Genomic DNA, 17,180 nt, shown 5'->3' on the forward strand with positions numbered 1-17,180 from the left:
GGTTTAATCTATTACACCATATAAAAGAGGGTTTCTCTATTATTTTTTTACAAGTCGACCCATTTAATGCCGCCTGATTGCGTATCATTGTCAATCCAGACATCAAATTGATGCTTTTCATAAAAATGAACGAGTCTGTCGACATGATCCCAATCACGCTTAGCGATGTCGCCCGTCACTTTCGGGATATTCTGCTCTCTGGCGATATGTTTTAAAAATTTCATGCAGATCGAGCCGTAGCCGTGGTTCGGCGGGCCTTTAATGTCCCCGATATGAATGGCATTGTCATAATAAGAGGCGATCAGTGAAAAACAGCCTCTTCCCCGGTATGCTGACTCACAATCAGTCAGCATAATCTTACATGTTTGGCCATCATCAATCGAGGAAACAATGATCCAATCGTCATTGTTCGATTGATCAATACCAAGCACTCGCGCGTCTTTTGATACATCTATCAGATTTTCCCGCATTCTGAAAATCTGAAATTCAAGTTTATGAAGCTCTTTTTCCAGCTCTTTCTGATCTCTTTCTTCTGCAGTAAACAAAATCATACTCCTTTCACAGCGTAAAAGTCTTAGTTAAACACAAGTATCCATTGTAGTAAATGATGTCTTGGTTTGTAAATGGGTTTTGCAAAAACTTTTTTAGAAAAGTCTGCCGTTTATATGTGGATTGACGTTTTTAAGGCGGTGCGGATAGGGAAAGGAACAGTGAGCAGCGGAAAAAGGAGGAATCTATAATGGCAATTGACTCACTCATCGGCAAATTGAAGTACGTAATGACGGAATCTCCTGATAAAATGCTTTCCTTATATGTAAATACGGATATGAGAAATCCGGATCAGCAGGGGGGAGAGTGGAAAATCGCCTTGAAAACCGGTTTTCGGAGATTAAAAGAGTATCTGTCTGCCAGTGATCCGGAAGAAGAAAAATCTCTCGTCCGCATCATGGAACGTGTCTATCAATATATCGATGGGCTTGGTAAAGAGATGCCGCGAAGTCTCGTATTTTTTGCATCGGGAGAAGGCGGTATTTGGGAGACGATTGAATTGCAGGTGCCTGTCGAAACACGATTTTATTGGGAAGAAACGGCTGTCCTTGATCAATTAGAACTTCTCCGTGAACAATTTCCGAGCACGGCTTTTATTCTCACCCAGCAGAATGAAGTGAAGATTATAGAAACCGTACTCGGAAAAATTGAAGGGGTGGAGCATTATCAATACGACGTCATCAATGAATCGTGGAAACCGCAGGATGTAAGCGGAAGCTCCGCCTCAATGGACGAAGACGCCGCCAAAGCCCACGTCGAAGAAAACCAAAACAGGCTGTATAAACGATTGGCTTCAAACCTTGATCAAAAGGCCGCTTCACACCAATGGGAGCGTCTCGTAATCGCAGGGGACAAAGAAACAGCCGATATTCTCGATCAGCATATGAATAAACCGATAGATCGGATCATTCCAAAAAATCTGTTGAATGAAAACGAGCATAAGGTGATAGAAGAACTGTTGAAGGAAGCATAATATGACGAAAGGCCGGGTCTCAAACACCCGGTCTTTTTAGGGCTTAAGTTTGTCTAATTTCTGACGAAGCGGACGAAACCGTTGACATCAAAGCTGAATTCTCATACCATTTGGATAGTCAGTAAAATTGAGAGAGGTCATAAGATGAATCAGACAGAAAACAAACCTAAAAGTTATACCGGTATCGTGCTGACATTGACCGTTCTGATCAACGGGTTAATTGCGGTACTGTTTTTTATGCCGAAATCGGGACAGGTCAGCATTGCTAATATTCATATTCTGCCGATGTTAAATGCCATTTTTAACAGCTTTACTTTTATCTTTTTGCTGGCAGCGCTCTTTATGATTAAGCAAAAAAACATTCAAGCGCATAAACGTTTTATTTTAGCGGCGTTTACGACGACTTTGCTGTTTTTGATCTGCTATGTCGTGTACCACTCGATAGCTGAGAATACTTTATTCGGCGGCCACGGCATCATGCGCGGGATTTACTTCTTTATTTTAATTACGCATATTTGCCTTTCCTTCATCATCGTGCCGCTTGCGCTGTTTACGCTGATCAGAGGATTCAGTATGCAGGTGGAGCGCCACAAAAAAATCGCCAGATGGACGATGCCGCTCTGGCTGTATGTCAGTCTGACGGGTGTCATTGTATACTTAATGATATCGCCGTATTATTAAAAAAAGCCGTGCTCTGCGCGGCTTTTTTCTATTGATTGAAAAAGGCGCCTCATCAGGGCGCCTTTTACTCTTCAAGCGTTTCAAGTGTTGTTACATTTAAGGATTGTTCAACGGTTTTTGTTTTTGCTTTTACTTTTTCTGCGTACGTGTAATCACCATAGCAGTAGGGATAACGGAAATTGTCTTTGTTCCCTCCGCAAGTGTAAAGTTTCGGATTCTTTTTGACCTGCTGCTCGGAGTATTGTTTTGCCAGTTCCTCAGTATGTGATCCTCCATGTTCAGCCACAAAATCAATATAGCCGGCTCCCATGTTGTAGCTTTGTATAATCGTATCCAAGTCTACGCCTTTTTTCTTGCCTGTTTGGTACATGAGAGTGAATTGTTTGATTCCCTGTTTGATACTGGTTTGAGGGTTTTTAATCTCATTTCGCTTTAAACCCAGAGATTCTGAAGACTGCATGGGATCATTTCCTCTTCCTTTTGACTCCTGATATATCATGCCGAGTACAAGCGATGTATATTTGGTGAGTCCTTTTTCATCCAGCTCGTCTTCAACAAGCGGTTTGTAATCTGTCAGCCGTTCAAGGACGATCGGTTTGACATCAAACGGAAGACTTTTGAGCAATTCATTATTTGAAAATAACAGAATGAGGAAGAAGGAAACCATGACAAAAACACATATCATCATAAGACCCGCGGCAGCGAAACAGCCTTTTTTCTTTTTCTCCACTGTGTTTCACCCTCAATTTCAGGAGCATTATGACTTTTTCATTATGACACAGATGAATGCGCGAAACCAAGCGGAAACCCGTATTTGAAACATAAATTTAAAATAACGGTTCTTTTGTCAGGCGCAGGATGTATCTGCATCAATTGACATTTGGTATAATTGGGCTACTTGAGAAAAGAAGGGTGAGGTATATGACTGAATTTCACGAATCCGGAAACACGAATGACCCCGCTGTCGATTTAGATGAGGAAACTTTATTTTTGGTTGCCCAGACTTTTAAGGCGCTGTCTGATCCGACCAGAATCAGAATTCTCCATTTGCTGTCACAGGGTGAGCACGCGGTAAATGATATCGCAGAAAAGCTGAATTTGCTGCAGTCTACCGTTTCTCATCAGCTGCGTTTTCTTAAAAATCTGCGCCTCGTCAAATCACGCAGAGAAGGAACATCCATCTATTATTCTCCTGAGGATGAACATGTGTTAGATGTGCTTCAGCAAATGATTCACCATACGCGGCACGATTAAAAAACATCCCTGCTTTTTAGACAGGGATGTCAGCCGTACTGACTGTTATTGGTTTGGTCTCTGCTCGTTTTTAAAACATAAAAAGAGAAGCCGCTGTAATACACTGCGATGAAATAAAAGATACTGATGGTCAGCGGATCGGCCCCGACCGTTTGGCTGTATGCCTCCGGATGGGTAAAGTCCGCTGTGACCCGGTAAATTTCAATAACGCGATAAACAAATCTCGATAGGAATAACGTTAATAGAATAAGTTCAATCCATAGGTGAGTGCGAAAATACATTTTTCCGCGGCGTTCTTCAAAAGAAATGTTCCGTTTGGCAAACAGGACCAGAAGCCAGCCGCAAAAAGTGCCGAATATAAGATGGCCGTATAAAGCCGGGTGTGTGATGCTGAAAAACGCCAGAGCTGCGGCCAGCAATGAAAACAAAATCATTCTGGTATAAAGCCAGCGGGGTTTCAAAGGCTGAAAGCCGACGGACCGTTTCACCTTTTTATACAGAAAAATGGCAATCATTAAGACAGGGCAGATGCTTTGAAGTGTGATATGCATGGTGTGGAACTCCCCCTCCGTTGAGTAGTGTATGCTTATCCGGCTGGTTTTAGTAGTCTGATTTATTCGCAGGCTGAAAGCATCTTTTATCACAGTATGCGCGTTTCTTTTTTTTGCATAAGAGAAGCGCCCGCGCCTTTTTCAGGATTTAAACAGAAAACTCTTGATAAACTAACAGCATTAGTTATAATAAAACTAATGATATTAGTTTTAGGGGGATGTTGATGAGAATCTTACAATACGGAACCGTTTGGCAGCTGACTTTTTTTCCAGCGCTTTTTCCGGTGAATTGTTATTTGGTTGAAGAAGAAGAAGGAGTAACCCTGATTGACGCCGGACTGCCTAACAGTCATAAAGGAATCAAGCAAGCATTGCGGCAGCTTGGGAAGCCGCTGAATGACATATTACTCACCCACGCGCACGGGGATCACATCGGTTCGCTTGACTCATTAGCTGCGGAATTTCCGGATGCTTCCGTCTGTATTTCTGAGCGGGATTCTTTCTTGCTGAAAGGTGACACTTCATTATTTGAGCATGAAGCACAAACGCCGATAAAGGGGGGAGTGCCGAAAAATGTTCAGACCGAACCTGATCGCCTGCTGAAAGGCGGCGAGCGGATCGGATCTTTACTTGTCATTCCCGCTCCCGGTCATACGCCGGGAAGCCTCGCTTTTAAAGATATGAGAAATGATATGCTGATCGTCGGAGATGCCTTTCAAGTACGGGGCGGCCTTGCTGTTTCAGGGAAGCTGAAATGGAAATTTCCGTTTCCGGCTTTTGCTACGTGGAATAAAGAAGAAGCTGTAAAAACAGCAAGAACGCTTATCGCTCATCAACCAAGCAGTCTGGCCGCCGGACATGGAAATGTTCTCTGCAATCCCGTTGAAATGATGGCTGAGGCTGTTGAGGAAGCCGAACGAAGCCTGCCGGGAGGCCGATCATAATGTCACCGAGAGTCGGAATGAGCCTTGACATGATATTGAGAGCCGCAGCAGGCATCGCTGACGAAAAAGGGCTGAACGAAGTGACGCTTGCGGCTGTTGCAAAGTCCTTAAACGTAAAACCGCCTTCCCTTTACAATTTTGTCAATGGCCTTCAAGGAATTAAAACAGAGCTGGCTGTCTCCGGTTTAACTATGTTATATGAAAAAATGGCGGCCTCTGCAGAAGGACTGACGGGTGAAACGGCTTTGCTCGCTCTTGCCGATGCCTATATCAATTTCGCAGAAGCCAATTCCGGATTATATGACGCAACATTTCAAAAGATAAAAGACGGCCGGATTGAGAATCTGTCAAACCTGCTTGTAGAGCTTGTTGTCAGGCAGCTGACAGCGAACGGTTATGCACAGTCTGACACTGCGATTCATGCTGCGAGAGGACTGAGGAGCCTTCTTCACGGATTTGCCGTGTTGAGAAAACAGAGTGCATTTGAATTAACCGAATCAATTAAGGAAAGCCGGAAGTTTGCAGTTGTTGCGTTCCTAAGAGGTTTGCAGTCGAGTGAACAATAATATTATTATGTAAACTAAATAAAAAGACGCATCATGTAAAAAGGAGGGACAAATGGATTCGTTACAACATATCATTTGTGAGCGGCGCACCTATTCACATATTTTTGATTCTCATGCACACACATACTGCCAAATGCTCTTTCCGCTCGAAGGACAGCTGGACCTGGAGACAGAAAGACGTGAAATCAGATTAAAACCTGATCAAATGCTGTATATTCCGCCCGGGCATGAACATCGGTTCCGTTCTTTGGAGCGAAATGAATGTCTCGTTCTCGACATACCGGCATATTTTTTCAAAGGTTCCTTTGACCCCGGCGTTCTGAATAAGCTTGATCCTTTTTGGACATCGATTCGGTTTCTGCTGACAGAAGAGACAAAGCAGCAGTCGGCTCATTCATTGAGTCTGCTTGCAGAATATATTGCTGAAAAGATACAAGAAAACCGTACGAATAATTCAATTGCGTATATCCGCCGAAATCTCTCAAAGACTTTTACAATTAAAGAGCTTGCCGCAATGGAACATTACCACCCGGCGTATTATTCCGACTGGTTTAAAAAGCAGACGGGAAAAAGCCCGCAAGCTTATATTGCTGAGCTCCGTATGAAGAAAGCGGAACAAATGCTTATTGAAACAAAATGCCGGCTGACAGACATCAGTCAGGAGGTCGGCTTTCAAAATTTGTCGTCCTTTACCAGATGGTTTGTCAGACATAAGGGAATAACGCCGCGCGTCTTCCGAAACACCTTTCAATCTGATAAATAATCCTGAAAATCGGTTAAATAAACTGCTTCTTTTTTTGGTATCATGATTGTAAAAAAGGAGTTTTTGATATGGCAGTCATCGAAGATTTTATCAAGCTTGATCTTAGAATAGGAACGGTCGTAAAAGCGGAAGTATTCCCGGAAGCAAAGGTGCCGGCCATTAAGATGACAATAGATTTCGGCGAAGAGATCGGCATGAAACAATCAAGCGCTCAGATTACAAAACGGTACGAACCGGGTGATCTGACGGGCAGACAGGTTACCGCTATTGTCAACTTTCCGCCGCGGCGGATCGCCGGATTTAAGTCAGAAGTTCTCGTTCTCGGCGGCATCCCGGAAAAAGGAGATGTTGTCCTGCTTACGCCAGAGCAGACAGTACCGAATGGAACGAAAATCGGATAATAAAAAAAGACGTTTGCAGAAGCAAACGTCTTTTGCGTATTGAGGCGATACACCACACGCCACATTCGTGTGTGCCGCAAGGGCATGTGCATCGGCTTACACAATTCAGCTCATCGCTATATTAATATAGCATGGCGGGTGTGGAAATGCAAGAGATTTTTTAACATATGTTATATCTGGCTTTGTTTTGCCGATCCCAGATTCCTTCGTGTAAGGTTTTGTTCGAAATTTTATGATCTTAAATAAAGCAGTTCGACAAATGCAAGAGATTCATCTAATCTTATATCCTATGGTAAAATTTAGACAGAAAGAAGCGGAAAGGAGACGTAAATGAAAGTATTTGAAGCATCCTCGTTCATTTCAGCAGCGGAGAAACGAGCAAAAGAATACGATCAGATTAGAGAACAATTTATCAATCTCAGAAAAGCGTTTCAGGGAATGGCTGACTTGGATGACAGTGAGTTTTCAGGTAAAGGCGCTGACAACATTAAAGCCTTTTTCCAAGACCACGCCGGCGTTACTGACAGCTGGCTTGATCTGATCGACATGAAAATCGCATTTCTTAACAGTATTTCAGGAAAAGTAGCTGATGCCGGATTAGCCGATTCGTTTGTGGAAGAGTCATTTTTAGAACATGAGTTGATTCATGCGAAGAATCAATCAAAAGCCATCATGCAGGAGCAACGAAATGAAATGAGGGATATTCTTAACGAGATAAGCGATATTGTCCATCTTGATGTTTTCTCGACAGAGGATGTCGATCAAAAGCTTGAGTCAGCAGATAAAAAACGGGATGAGATCATACATAAGCTCGGAAAGCTTGATCACGATCTAACGAAAGAATACGCAGAAACCGAGGCAAATGAACATTTCATTCAGGCTGACTTTCAGCAGCTCCAAAATGCTACAGGTAAAGGGAAAAATGCAACACCACTTCACTATAACGCCAAGGCGTACAGAGAAAGTGACATACATAAGAAAAAAGGCGAGATTACAAGACACTCAGACGCTTATCTGACGATTAAGAAGGAAGAAGCGAAAGAGCGGGAAATCAAGGATCTCAAGAAAAAGCTCGCCGACGGTGTGACCGATCCGGATGAATATTTGGAAATTGCTAAGAAGATCGGCTATGAAAACCTTGAATCTTCCCAGCGGCAGTATGTGACGCAGCTTGAACAAGCAAAACAGCTGGAAGAAGCCGGAGAAGTGACTTGGGATATTTTAAAAGGAGCCGGCGTTGGTTTATATGATGTCGGGAAAGACACGGTAACCGGTCTATGGGACTTCATAACCGATCCGGGGGAAACGCTGTCAGCACTGGGGAATGCAGTACTTCATCCTGTTAAAACATATGATGCTGTTTCAGCAGCAATTGAGGAATCGTATCAAAAAGATATGGTAAATGGAGATGCGTATTCCAGATCAAGATGGGTGACATATGCGGTCGGTTCAGTGGCTGTGGCTGTCGTCGGAACGAAAGGCGCAGGAGCCGTTAACAAAGCTGATGCGGCGGGGAAGGTCATAAACAAGGCAGGACAGGCAGGTCAGAAAATTAAGGACATTAAGATTTCAGATTTGCTTCCTTATAACTCTAAGTATGATCTTGCTCTGGCTGATAACGTACCATACAATGTGGTTGACAGCCAAAACCTTTAAAATGAACTTTTGACCAATGCAAAGAAAATCCCGGATGGAACGAGAAAGCCGTTTACTGGTCAAGAAATAAACCTTCCTTGGTTAAATAAAGAAAAGTATGATGCCTTTGAGGTTAAGGGCAAGGTAAAAGCAAAGGGAAAAGTTAAAGACATAAGCCGCAGAGTGTATACTATGAAAGATATTGATATGAACCAAAAAACAGAATTTGGCGTAACAAATCTTCAGCTTATGAAAAACGGTAATGCTCCTTATGCAAAAGATGGCACACAGATTAATTTACATCACTTGATTCAAGAAGAACCTGGCCCAATGCTTGAAATCCCAAACAGTTTACATACAAAATATAGTGATGTTATTCATAAGCTTAAGACTGATGGTGAAAGTTTTAGAAATGATAAAGTTTTAAAAGCACAATATGAAAGCTTTCGAAAGAGATATTGGAAGTGGAGAGCGAAACAATTTGAGAATGAGAATTGAGGTGTTTAAATTAAATGATTTATTCAAAGGTTGAAAACTTTATTAATGAAAACAAGCAAAATGCTATATTCACAGAGGGTGCAAGCCATGAAAACATAACTCGCATTGAAGAAATCCTCCAATGCGAACTTCCTATTAGCTATAAATGGTTCTTAGAAAAATACGGTGCTGGTGGTTTATTCGGGGTTTTAGTTTTAGGCTATAACTTCGATCATGCGTCAGTTGCAGATAAAACCAAAGAATATAAACAACATTATGGACTTGCTGATGGTCTTGTTGTCATAGAAGATGTTGATTTCTTTGCTTACTGTCTAGATACGAATAAAATGAAAGACGGAGAATGCCCTGTAGTGGAATGGGATAGGATAATTGGCTATCAAGATATCGCTGCAGAAAGCTTTATCGAATTTTTTTATAATAAGATTCAGGAAGCGAAAGATGACTGGGAAGAAGATGAAGACTGGGACGATTAATAAAAGAAAGCTCTCTTTTAGAGAGCTTTTTTTAGGTTTTCAATTTTTTAACAGGCTTTATAATGAGCAAACAGGCATTACTCAAAATACTCGCCGCGCCTATCCAAAGCAGCCATTGTGTTGCGGTCAGCCATGAGGCAGTTAGGATAAAGAGTCCAATGGCAATTGATATATAATTGCCGGCTCGGTCCAGTTTACGTTTGCAATGAATTTTATATTTAGCATGAGAAATAAATTGATCAATTTTATCTTTCAGCTCATAGCATTTTTCCTTCATCTTATCCTCTGTTTCTTTTACTTTTCGATAAAGCATATTATTCATCGTCCGCACTCCCATATCGCCGTTTTGAAAATTCAGCCATGATTTTTTCTTCATAGTCATCTGAGATGAATTGTGCCTGATCTTCAACTTTCAAATGTGCTTTTTCTTCAAAACCATCCTCTTCTTCACCATCAAAACGATAAAGTTTTTGCAATAGCCTCCAGAATGTTTCAATTTCATCAGTTGTGAAGTCATGAAACATATCCGCTAAAAAATAGGTGGATTTTTCTGAACAGGAAATTAACGCTTTTTTTCCTTCAGCGGTAATCTCAATATTGATTGCACGTTTATCCAGTTTGCTTGGCACAGTGTGAACATATCCTTTTTTCGCGAGGCTTGAAATTAATTTGTTAGCGGTTTGTTTTGTTGTGCCCAGCTTTTTAGCGATATTCATAAGTGTGGTATCTTCCGTCGGTAAATGGGCAATAGCAATAAGAGTCATGTGCTGTCGGGAAGTCAACAGTTCTAAGTATTCGTCCCCCCGAGCCTGCACTTTATTGACAACCGAAAATAATGATGCGTAACTTTGTTGCATAACATGCAGTTCCTTCATTAGTAAATTAATATCCATAAGGTATCTCCTATCTGAATTGTCACCATGTTGACAATTACAATATACATCGAAATAGAAAATAAGTCAACGTGGTGACTAATAGTAGCGGGTGCGGCTGTTTTCAAAAATGTCACAGGCAGTCGGAGTGTTTACAAAAGGGGAAATAAGTATAATAAATGCGAAAAGGGCATTAATCCAAAGTGAGAAGGTGTTTGACATGCAGAAAGTGAACTGGTCAGAACAGTATGAATGGTTCAATAAACAGGATGAAAAAGACGGGCGTTTAATGGCGCTCCTTCGTCATGAGCTTACATATGAGGAAGTCATACGGTTATATAAGAAAGGGTTTTATTTGAAATCTAAAGAAGGGGAGGTTTCGTTAAGTAAGAACGATATCCTTCGTATGTTTGGGGTTGAAGAGAGGCAGGGCGGCGTATCTTGATGAACGGGAAGAGAAAAACTCTTCCCGCTTTTCATGGCAGCTGTTATTCTTTTTCCAGCATAGAAGTCAGCCATTCTCTTAATGTATTCTTCTGCACATACCGCTTTCCGTTTCTCGTGATATGCGGAATGTCAGAGGTGTCGGGCACGATTTGTTTTGCTTCTTCCTTCGTAACTCCTAAATAATAACCAATATAGAAGTGCAGATCTTTTTCTTTAATGAGAATGTGGTCAGTGTGTTCATGAGGATCAGGTGATTTAAAGTTTTTCAATCCGTCTCCGATGAAATATCCGGCTAAAGCGATTCCGATGCCGGTAATGATATCCATACAGCAAACCTCCAATAAACGTTATCACTTTTTATACGGTGAAGCCGGCTGAAAGGATTCAGCCTTCATCAAAACCGCCCGGCGTTTATTGCTGAGCTTTTCCACCTGCACCTTTCCGGAGAAGAAAACAGCGCCTCCGCCCATATCCGCCAGCCGATCGGGCGTGAGCGAGTTGACAAGCTGTTTTTTATCATCCATATCGGCCCAAAGACCTTGGCTGACTGCAACGCCGGGAAGCACCTGTTCGCCGACCGAAGCGGTTAATTCACACTCGCCGCGGTGATTCCAAACTCTAACGGTTTCCCCGTCTTCTATGTTCCGGCGTACAGCATCCTCTGTATGAATAAAAAGCTTTGGCGCTTTTTCTAATTTTACGTGTTTTTCATTATTCGAAAATGTTGAATTTAAAAAATTATGATTCGGTCCCGGGACAAATAAAAGCGGAAAATCATCATCGCTCTCAAGAGGGATGTGTGTCGGCAGCGCCGGATAACCGTCCTGTTTCATCTTTTCCGAATATAATTCAATTCTTCCGCTCGGTGTCTTGAGCTTTCCCGGAAAAAGCGGTTTTTTCCGTTTGGCTTTCATGAAGGAATGGCGTGAGAGCGCTTCGTAATCAATATCCTCGATATACGGATTGTCGGGAAAGTCCAGCGCCTGTCTGATCAACTCTTCATCGGAATCCTGAAGCTCCTGCTCGGTAAATCCCATTGCTCCGGCAAGCAAACGGAACACTTCCGTATTCGATTTGCTGTCCCCGTAGGGTTCGATCACCGGTTTTTGCAGCTGAATAAAATGATGCCAGTAAGACGTGTAAAAATCTGTGTTTTCAAATGCGGATGCAGCAGGGAGCACGATATCCGCATATTTGGCGGTTTCCGTTAAAAATAGATCGTGAACGACTGTAAATAAATCCTCCCGCAGCAGGCCTTTTCTGACTTTATTCGCTTCCGGCGCAACCACTGCAGGATTCGTACCGTAAATAAACAGGGAGCGTACGGGCGGTTTTGTTTCTAAAAGAACGCTTCCGAGCCTGTTCATATTAAATGATCGCGGCTTCCTGCCGTAAAGCAGATCAGGCCGCTGGAGCGCTTGTCTGTTATAGTTTAATACCGCGCTGTTGTGCTTGATTGCGCCTCCTCCGGTGTTGAGCCACTGTCCTGTAACAGCCGGAAGGCAGGCGACGGTGCGGACGATCATTCCGCCGTTGTCATGGTGCTGAATGCCGTTTCCGATCCTGATAAGGGAAGGGGAGGTTTCCCCGTACATTCTCGCAAGACGTCTGATATCGTCGGCTTTAACGCCTGTAATAGCAGAAACCGTTTCCGGATCATAGTGTTTAACATGCGCTTTTAATTCGTCACTGCCTTCGGTGTATTCTGTGAGAAATGCTTCATCGTGAAGGTTTTCGTCGAATAAGACATGCATGATACCGAGGGCGAGTGCGGCATCTGTGCCGGGGCGAATGGAAATAAACCAATCGGCAAGCCGGCCGGTTTGGTTCTTATGTACATCGATAACGACAATTTTAGCTCCTTTTTTCCGGGCTTTTTGAGCAATCATGACTTGATGCATATTCGTGCTGACGGCATTGATCCCCCAAAAAATAAAGAGCTTTGCATGTATGGTCTCCTCCGGATCAGTACCCGCTCCTTCACCCATTGTATAGTTATAGCCTTCAGAACCGGCTTTGCTGCAGATCGTCCGTTCGAGATGACTCGCTCCGAGACGATGGAAAAAACGGCGGTCCATTCCCTCTGCCGCCAGTTTTCCCATATTGCCGTAAAAGCTGTACGGAAGAATGCTTTCCTCTCCTTCTTCGGCAATAAGCTCTTTCCAGCGCGCACTGATCGTATTGATCGCTTCCTCCCAGGAAATAGGCGCAAACGCGGCTTCACCTTTTTTACCGATCCGTTTTAACGGAACGGTTACGCGCTTCTCATCATAAATACGCTCAGCCATGTGTCTGACTTTGTTGCAAATATTCCCTGATGTGACCGGGTGATCGGGGTCTCCCTGAATGTTAACGATTTTTCCGTCTTTTTTTGTCACAAGCAAGCCGCATTGATCGGGACAGTCTAGTGAGCATACCGACTTAAAGACCCCGTTCGGCTGTGTTGCAGCAGAATTCATAGCCCATTTCTCCTCTTTGTTTATATTGTAAGCATTATAACATTTCAAAATCGAACGTCAATTCAGAAAAAAAGTGTTGACATCACGGAAAGACTTTTCTATGATGAGTTTATTCTTTTAAACAGCCTGACAATTTCATCATTTTATTTTCTATCCAGAGAGGTGGAGGGACTGGCCCTACGAAACCTCGGCAACATTTATTGTGCCAATTCCAGCAAGCGTATGCTTGAAAGATAGGAAAGGATGATCTATACATATTTGTGCGCTTCAAGCGCATAAAGACGGTATATGAATCTCTTTCCTTCTTTGGGGAAAGAGATTTTTTTATGAAAAAATTTATGTGAAAAGGATGTTTTGCACCATGACGGTTTTAATTACCGCACCATATCACGACGAGGGGCTGAAGGAGCTGACTGAGCTGTTCGGCCGGACTGTGCACCGGCCGTGGAAGAAGCACGGCCGGGCCTATCGGGAAGATGAATTGATCCGAATGATTCAAGAGACAAACGCGTCGGGGCTTATTACTGAACTTGATGAGGTGTCTGAGCGTGTTATTGACATATTGCCCGATACCGCTTTTATCGGTGTCTGCCGAGGAATGCCGTCTAATGTGAATATTGCGGCGGCGACTAAAAGAAAAATCCCCGTTTTCTTTACACCGGCCCGCAATGCCCAGGCTGTTGCTGAAATGTTTATCGGAAATGTGATTTCATTTTTGCGTCATACGTATTCTTCCCATCAGTGGCTGAAGGACGGGAAGTGGAATGGTGATTATTTGCAGGCTTACGTCAAATTCAGAGGAAATGAGCTGACGGGGAAAACAGTCGGCCTTATCGGTTTCGGAGCTGTCGGACAGAGAATCGCCCGGCTATTGGCCGCTTTTGACTGCAAGGTGCTTTACTATGACCCATTTGTCCGTCATGAAAACCGGGAGTATGAAAAAACGACGATTGAACGGGTATTTTCTGAAAGTGATATTGTTTCCGTTCACTTGCCGCGCACAGAAGAAACCATCGGCCTTATCGGCGCCCGGCACTTTCAATTGATGAAACAGGGAGCTGTTTTTGTCAATACGTCAAGAGCGGCGGTTACAGACAGGGAAGAGCTGCTGCGGGTGCTGAAAGAACGGCGGATTAAGGGAGCGATCCTTGACGTGTTTTATCACGAGCCGCCTGAATCTTCTGATTATGAATTGATCTCTTTGCCGAATGTGTTAGCGACTCCCCATTTAGCGGGTGCAACATTTGAAGTGGAAGATCATCATGTGATGATTTTAAATGGAGCGCTTTTCAAATGGAAACATGACCAAACCTGCTCAATACGTGAACTTTATAACAAAAGAGAACTTGAAACGGAAGGAGGAGGCTGTAATGGCTGAACAAAAAGGCTACCTTGTATTTGACATCGGAACGGGGAATGCGCGAGTCGCGGTCGTGACAGCCGGCGGTGAAGTGACCGCGCTTGAAAGGGAAGACATTGAATATGTGACGGATCCGCTTTATCCGGACGGACGATATTTCTCACCGGAAGGGCTATGGACGCAAATCAGCGCTATGGCAAGGAAGGTTATTGCCAAAAGCCCTCATATTACATTAATCGGAATCACCTCAACAAGCCAGAGGCAGGGAATTGTTCTGATCAATAAAGATAAAAAGGCATTTCTCGGTCTGCCCAACATTGATAACAGAGGCCGTGAATGGAAAGACGGGATTGAGGCAAAAGAAGAAGTGCATCAGCAAACCGGACGTCTTCCGAGCGCTTTATTTTCCGCCATGAAACTTGTCGGATTAAAAGCTAGACAGCCGTCTTTATGGAAAGAAGTGAAGTACATCACAAGCATCAGTGACTGGGTGACATTTGAGCTGAGCGGTATTTTAAGCTATGAACCGTCACAGGCTGCTGAAACACTGCTGTTTGACGTAAGGAAAAAGGCGTGGTCAGAGACATTATGCAACATCTTCGGTGTGCCTTCTGCCATTCTTCCTTCACTCGTCCGATCTGGGACGGTTGTCGGAATGTTAACGTTTAAGAAAACGGCGGTTCTCGGTCTTTCTGAAAGAGTGCCTGTGATTGCAGGCGGGGGAGACACACAGCTTGCCATCAAAAGTGCAGATGCAAAGCCGGGAGATATCGTCATCGTATCCGGCACGACGACGCCGATTATAAAGATAACAGCTGAGACCGGAACTGAAAGTTTAAAGAATGCATGGCTGAATTGCCATACAGAAGAAGGTCAATGGCTCTTTGAAACGAATCCGGGTGTAACAGGACTCAATTATCAAAAATTAAAATCCATTTTTTATCCGAATGAATCCTACGGCGTCATGGAACGGGAAATCGCAAGTCTGCCGAAACATGATCATGCTTGTATTTCTGCGTTAGGCTCCTATTTATCGCCAGAGAAAAACGCACTGGCAAAAGGCGGATTTATTTTTGACGCCCCGCTGTCCCAAAACTTAAGCAGAGCCCATTTTGTCAAAGCCGCACTGCTGGAAATCGCTTTTTCAATCAAATGGAACTATGAGGCGTTAACAGAGGTGGCTTCCTTTTCACAAGATTATGTGAAGGTGTGCGGCGGCGGTTTCCAAAGTGATGCTTTGACGCAGTTTCTTGCTAACCTTCTCCAAAAGAAAATCTATAAGAGAGAGGGGTTCAGCCAGGCATCCGCAATGGGAGCGGCGATGATTTGCAACGAAGCTCTCGGTGTGAAAGCAGAGCTTTCGAGCCGCACGAAGGTAATTGAGCCGGAAGCGGATCAGACGGATCTCTTCCTATATGAAGAATGGAAATATACGCAAAAATTATTTACTCATTTTCAGCCGGCGGTGAAAGCCTGATTGGGGATGAGATGACAACATGAGAGATTGCTGAGGAGGAACAAAAATGCTTAATAAAATAGGAATTCCGAAACAGCTCGCCTGGGGATTTTTAGGGGTCGTGCTGTTTATGATGGGGGACGGCCTTGAACAAGGCTGACGGTACAGCAATCAGCATCCCTGTTTACGGTTTACGGTATTTCTCTCGCTGTGGCGTCTTGGTTTTCAGGGGTCTGCCTCGAAGCCTTCGGCGCAAAGCGGACGATGGTTATGGGGCTGTTGTTTTACGTTATCGGCATAGCCGCGTTTATCGCATACGGATTTGAAAATCTTAATTTGCCGGTGATGTATGTCACGTATTTTATTAAAGGGCTGGGTTATCCGCTGTTTGCCTATTCATTTTTGACATGGGTGATTTACCGGTCGCCGAAAAACAGGCTCAGTACGGCGGTCGGCTGGTTCTGGATTGCATATTGCTGCGGGATGTTTGTATTCGGTGCTTGGTATTCAAGCTGGGCCATCAAATCCTTCGGCTATTTGAATACACTGTGGAGTTCAATTTTCTGGGTCTGCCTCGGCGCGTTTTTTGCTTTGATTTTAAACAGGGACCGCTTTGAAAAGAAAAAGGCAGATAAGCGGGAAAAAGCGCAGGAATTAATGAAGGGAATCACCATCCTTGCTGAAAATCCGCGCGTGCTCTCTGGGGGGATCATTCGGATCATTAACAGCATTGGTACATACGGATTTCCGGTATTTCTTCCGATGCATATGGCGCAGCACGGCATTTCTACAAATGTATGGCTTCAAATTTGGGGAACGATCTTTCTCGGAAATATCGTCTTTAACTTAATCTTCGGCGCAGTCGGTGATGCCTTCGGCTGGAAAAAGACTGTCATGTGGTTCGGGGGAGTGGGCTGCGGCATTTTTACTCTTTTATTATATTATGCTCCTGTTGTATCACATGGGAACTTGCTTTTCGTCAGCATTGTCGGTTTTATATGGGGAGGGCTCCTCGCCGGGTTCGTTCCGATCGGGGCTATCGTGCCGACGGCGGCCGGCAGCGATAAAGGTGCTGCCATGTCTGTGTTAAATCTGGCTGCGGGCCTGTCGGCATTTGTCGGCCCCGCGCTTGCCTGGGCGTTCATCGGACTTGTCGGCGCACAAGGAGTTGTATGGATTTTCGCAGCGCTCTATTTCGTAAGTGCAATCTTGACAAATCAAATCAAAATACCTGAAGAGAAAACGGCAAAACACAATAAAGCATTGCCTGAATACGCTTCTTAACAGCAGCGCCCCGA

The 17,180-nt window shown here is 43.8% G+C and carries 18 protein-coding genes, 2 pseudogenes and 1 riboswitch; of the genes and pseudogenes, 13 read left to right on the plus strand and 7 right to left on the minus strand.

Annotated features, from left to right (window positions below; genetic code table 11):
- Window positions 1-47 precede the first annotated feature (47 nt).
- Window positions 48-551 (minus strand): N-acetyltransferase, encoded by a 504-nt coding sequence (locus ACNFN4_RS18400; protein WP_014305189.1) that lies wholly within the window; start codon window positions 549-551, stop codon window positions 48-50.
- A 188-nt stretch (window positions 552-739) separates the two neighbouring features.
- Between ACNFN4_RS18400 and ACNFN4_RS18405 the strand changes: the two genes are divergently transcribed.
- Entirely contained in the window at window positions 740-1,522 is a 783-nt protein-coding gene (locus ACNFN4_RS18405; protein ID WP_017417957.1) for a VLRF1 family aeRF1-type release factor, read from the plus strand.
- Window positions 1,523-1,666: 144 nt separating this feature from the next.
- Window positions 1,667-2,203 (plus strand): DUF420 domain-containing protein, encoded by a 537-nt coding sequence (locus ACNFN4_RS18410; protein ID WP_007611945.1) that lies wholly within the window; start codon window positions 1,667-1,669, stop codon window positions 2,201-2,203.
- 64 nt (window positions 2,204-2,267) lie between these two features.
- Here the strand turns inward: ACNFN4_RS18410 and ACNFN4_RS18415 are convergent, their stop codons facing one another.
- Window positions 2,268-2,933 (minus strand): lysozyme family protein, encoded by a 666-nt coding sequence (locus tag ACNFN4_RS18415; protein ID WP_017417956.1) that lies wholly within the window; start codon window positions 2,931-2,933, stop codon window positions 2,268-2,270.
- A 191-nt stretch (window positions 2,934-3,124) separates the two neighbouring features.
- On the opposite strand from ACNFN4_RS18415, the gene czrA reads away from it, so the two are divergent.
- The gene (gene czrA, locus ACNFN4_RS18420) at window positions 3,125-3,457 is read left to right on the plus strand and encodes a Zn(II)-responsive metalloregulatory transcriptional repressor CzrA (protein WP_007407993.1); all 333 of its coding nucleotides are present in this window, start codon (window positions 3,125-3,127) and stop codon (window positions 3,455-3,457) included.
- Between the two features lie 29 nt (window positions 3,458-3,486).
- On the opposite strand, the gene ACNFN4_RS18425 is transcribed toward czrA, so the two are convergent.
- On the minus strand, window positions 3,487-4,008 hold the full coding sequence (locus ACNFN4_RS18425) for a kinase (protein ID WP_429774175.1): 522 nt from the start codon (window positions 4,006-4,008) through the stop codon (window positions 3,487-3,489).
- Window positions 4,009-4,232: 224 nt separating this feature from the next.
- On the opposite strand from ACNFN4_RS18425, the gene ACNFN4_RS18430 reads away from it, so the two are divergent.
- The 6 genes and pseudogenes from ACNFN4_RS18430 (at window position 4,233) to ACNFN4_RS18455 (ending at window position 9,288) form a co-directional block, all read left to right on the plus strand.
- Complete coding sequence (locus ACNFN4_RS18430; RefSeq protein ID WP_020955928.1) at window positions 4,233-4,952, plus strand: MBL fold metallo-hydrolase; 720 nt, start codon at window positions 4,233-4,235, stop codon at window positions 4,950-4,952.
- Window positions 4,952-5,518: a TetR/AcrR family transcriptional regulator gene (locus ACNFN4_RS18435; RefSeq protein ID WP_448200371.1), complete on the plus strand. Its 567-nt coding sequence runs from the start codon at window positions 4,952-4,954 to the stop codon at window positions 5,516-5,518. The genes ACNFN4_RS18430 and ACNFN4_RS18435 overlap by 1 nt, the downstream gene beginning before the upstream one ends.
- A 52-nt stretch (window positions 5,519-5,570) precedes the next feature.
- Window positions 5,571-6,281, plus strand: a complete 711-nt coding sequence (locus ACNFN4_RS18440; RefSeq protein WP_025649764.1) for an AraC family transcriptional regulator — start codon at window positions 5,571-5,573, stop codon at window positions 6,279-6,281.
- A gap of 68 nt (window positions 6,282-6,349) precedes the next feature.
- Window positions 6,350-6,682: a chaperone CsaA gene (gene csaA / locus ACNFN4_RS18445; protein WP_007611940.1), complete on the plus strand. Its 333-nt coding sequence runs from the start codon at window positions 6,350-6,352 to the stop codon at window positions 6,680-6,682.
- A 330-nt stretch (window positions 6,683-7,012) separates the two neighbouring features.
- Window positions 7,013-8,815, plus strand: a pseudogene (locus ACNFN4_RS18450) (T7SS effector LXG polymorphic toxin).
- Between the two features lie 14 nt (window positions 8,816-8,829).
- Window positions 8,830-9,288: an SMI1/KNR4 family protein gene (locus tag ACNFN4_RS18455; RefSeq protein ID WP_014418100.1), complete on the plus strand. Its 459-nt coding sequence runs from the start codon at window positions 8,830-8,832 to the stop codon at window positions 9,286-9,288.
- Window positions 9,289-9,319: 31 nt separating this feature from the next.
- Here ACNFN4_RS18455 and ACNFN4_RS18460 read toward each other — a convergent pair whose 3' ends face one another.
- Both ACNFN4_RS18460 and ACNFN4_RS18465 read right to left on the minus strand, forming a co-directional pair.
- Window positions 9,320-9,610, minus strand: a complete 291-nt coding sequence (locus ACNFN4_RS18460; protein WP_448200372.1) for a hypothetical protein — start codon at window positions 9,608-9,610, stop codon at window positions 9,320-9,322.
- Window positions 9,603-10,181: a MarR family winged helix-turn-helix transcriptional regulator gene (locus ACNFN4_RS18465; protein WP_448200373.1), complete on the minus strand. Its 579-nt coding sequence runs from the start codon at window positions 10,179-10,181 to the stop codon at window positions 9,603-9,605. Before ACNFN4_RS18465 ends, ACNFN4_RS18460 begins: the two co-directional genes overlap by 8 nt.
- A gap of 199 nt (window positions 10,182-10,380) precedes the next feature.
- Between ACNFN4_RS18465 and ACNFN4_RS18470 the strand changes: the two genes are divergently transcribed.
- On the plus strand, window positions 10,381-10,605 hold the full coding sequence (locus ACNFN4_RS18470; protein WP_031304185.1) for a hypothetical protein: 225 nt from the start codon (window positions 10,381-10,383) through the stop codon (window positions 10,603-10,605).
- A gap of 43 nt (window positions 10,606-10,648) precedes the next feature.
- On the opposite strand, the gene ACNFN4_RS18475 is transcribed toward ACNFN4_RS18470, so the two are convergent.
- Both ACNFN4_RS18475 and ACNFN4_RS18480 read right to left on the minus strand, forming a co-directional pair.
- Entirely contained in the window at window positions 10,649-10,933 is a 285-nt protein-coding gene (locus ACNFN4_RS18475) for a hypothetical protein (RefSeq protein ID WP_014418096.1), read from the minus strand.
- 24 nt (window positions 10,934-10,957) lie between these two features.
- Window positions 10,958-13,066 (minus strand): molybdopterin oxidoreductase family protein, encoded by a 2,109-nt coding sequence (locus ACNFN4_RS18480; RefSeq protein ID WP_021494179.1) that lies wholly within the window; start codon window positions 13,064-13,066, stop codon window positions 10,958-10,960.
- A 147-nt stretch (window positions 13,067-13,213) separates the two neighbouring features.
- Window positions 13,214-13,306: riboswitch (SAM riboswitch) on the plus strand.
- 121 nt (window positions 13,307-13,427) lie between these two features.
- Between ACNFN4_RS18480 and ACNFN4_RS18485 the strand changes: the two genes are divergently transcribed.
- The 3 genes and pseudogenes from ACNFN4_RS18485 (at window position 13,428) to ACNFN4_RS18495 (ending at window position 17,166) form a co-directional block, all read left to right on the plus strand.
- Window positions 13,428-14,444: a 2-hydroxyacid dehydrogenase gene (locus ACNFN4_RS18485; RefSeq protein WP_021494178.1), complete on the plus strand. Its 1,017-nt coding sequence runs from the start codon at window positions 13,428-13,430 to the stop codon at window positions 14,442-14,444.
- Complete coding sequence (locus ACNFN4_RS18490) at window positions 14,437-15,903, plus strand: FGGY-family carbohydrate kinase (protein WP_448200374.1); 1,467 nt, start codon at window positions 14,437-14,439, stop codon at window positions 15,901-15,903. The genes ACNFN4_RS18485 and ACNFN4_RS18490 overlap by 8 nt, the downstream gene beginning before the upstream one ends.
- A 46-nt stretch (window positions 15,904-15,949) precedes the next feature.
- Window positions 15,950-17,166: pseudogene (locus tag ACNFN4_RS18495) on the plus strand (RbtT/DalT/CsbX family MFS transporter).
- Window positions 17,167-17,180: the final 14 nt, after the last annotated feature.

It is taken from the genome of Bacillus sp. N1(2025) (assembly GCF_053470005.1).

Excerpts from the sequence above, each read along its gene's own strand:
- ACNFN4_RS18400 (WP_014305189.1), bottom strand. The coding sequence starts at position 551 with ATGATTTTGTTTACTGCAGAAGAAAGAGATCAGAAAGAGCTGGAAAAA.
- ACNFN4_RS18405 (WP_017417957.1), top strand. The coding sequence starts at position 740 with ATGGCAATTGACTCACTCATCGGCAAATTGAAGTACGTAATGACGGAA.
- ACNFN4_RS18410 (WP_007611945.1), top strand. The coding sequence starts at position 1,667 with ATGAATCAGACAGAAAACAAACCTAAAAGTTATACCGGTATCGTGCTG.
- czrA (WP_007407993.1), top strand. The coding sequence starts at position 3,125 with ATGACTGAATTTCACGAATCCGGAAACACGAATGACCCCGCTGTCGAT.
- ACNFN4_RS18425 (WP_429774175.1), bottom strand. The coding sequence starts at position 4,008 with ATGCATATCACACTTCAAAGCATCTGCCCTGTCTTAATGATTGCCATT.
- ACNFN4_RS18430 (WP_020955928.1), top strand. The coding sequence starts at position 4,233 with ATGAGAATCTTACAATACGGAACCGTTTGGCAGCTGACTTTTTTTCCA.
- ACNFN4_RS18435 (WP_448200371.1), top strand. The coding sequence starts at position 4,952 with ATGTCACCGAGAGTCGGAATGAGCCTTGACATGATATTGAGAGCCGCA.
- ACNFN4_RS18440 (WP_025649764.1), top strand. The coding sequence starts at position 5,571 with ATGGATTCGTTACAACATATCATTTGTGAGCGGCGCACCTATTCACAT.
- csaA (WP_007611940.1), top strand. The coding sequence starts at position 6,350 with ATGGCAGTCATCGAAGATTTTATCAAGCTTGATCTTAGAATAGGAACG.
- ACNFN4_RS18455 (WP_014418100.1), top strand. The coding sequence starts at position 8,830 with ATGATTTATTCAAAGGTTGAAAACTTTATTAATGAAAACAAGCAAAAT.
- ACNFN4_RS18460 (WP_448200372.1), bottom strand. The coding sequence starts at position 9,610 with ATGAATAATATGCTTTATCGAAAAGTAAAAGAAACAGAGGATAAGATG.
- ACNFN4_RS18465 (WP_448200373.1), bottom strand. The coding sequence starts at position 10,181 with ATGGATATTAATTTACTAATGAAGGAACTGCATGTTATGCAACAAAGT.
- ACNFN4_RS18470 (WP_031304185.1), top strand. The coding sequence starts at position 10,381 with ATGCAGAAAGTGAACTGGTCAGAACAGTATGAATGGTTCAATAAACAG.
- ACNFN4_RS18475 (WP_014418096.1), bottom strand. The coding sequence starts at position 10,933 with ATGGATATCATTACCGGCATCGGAATCGCTTTAGCCGGATATTTCATC.
- ACNFN4_RS18480 (WP_021494179.1), bottom strand. The coding sequence starts at position 13,066 with ATGAATTCTGCTGCAACACAGCCGAACGGGGTCTTTAAGTCGGTATGC.
- ACNFN4_RS18485 (WP_021494178.1), top strand. The coding sequence starts at position 13,428 with ATGACGGTTTTAATTACCGCACCATATCACGACGAGGGGCTGAAGGAG.
- ACNFN4_RS18490 (WP_448200374.1), top strand. The coding sequence starts at position 14,437 with ATGGCTGAACAAAAAGGCTACCTTGTATTTGACATCGGAACGGGGAAT.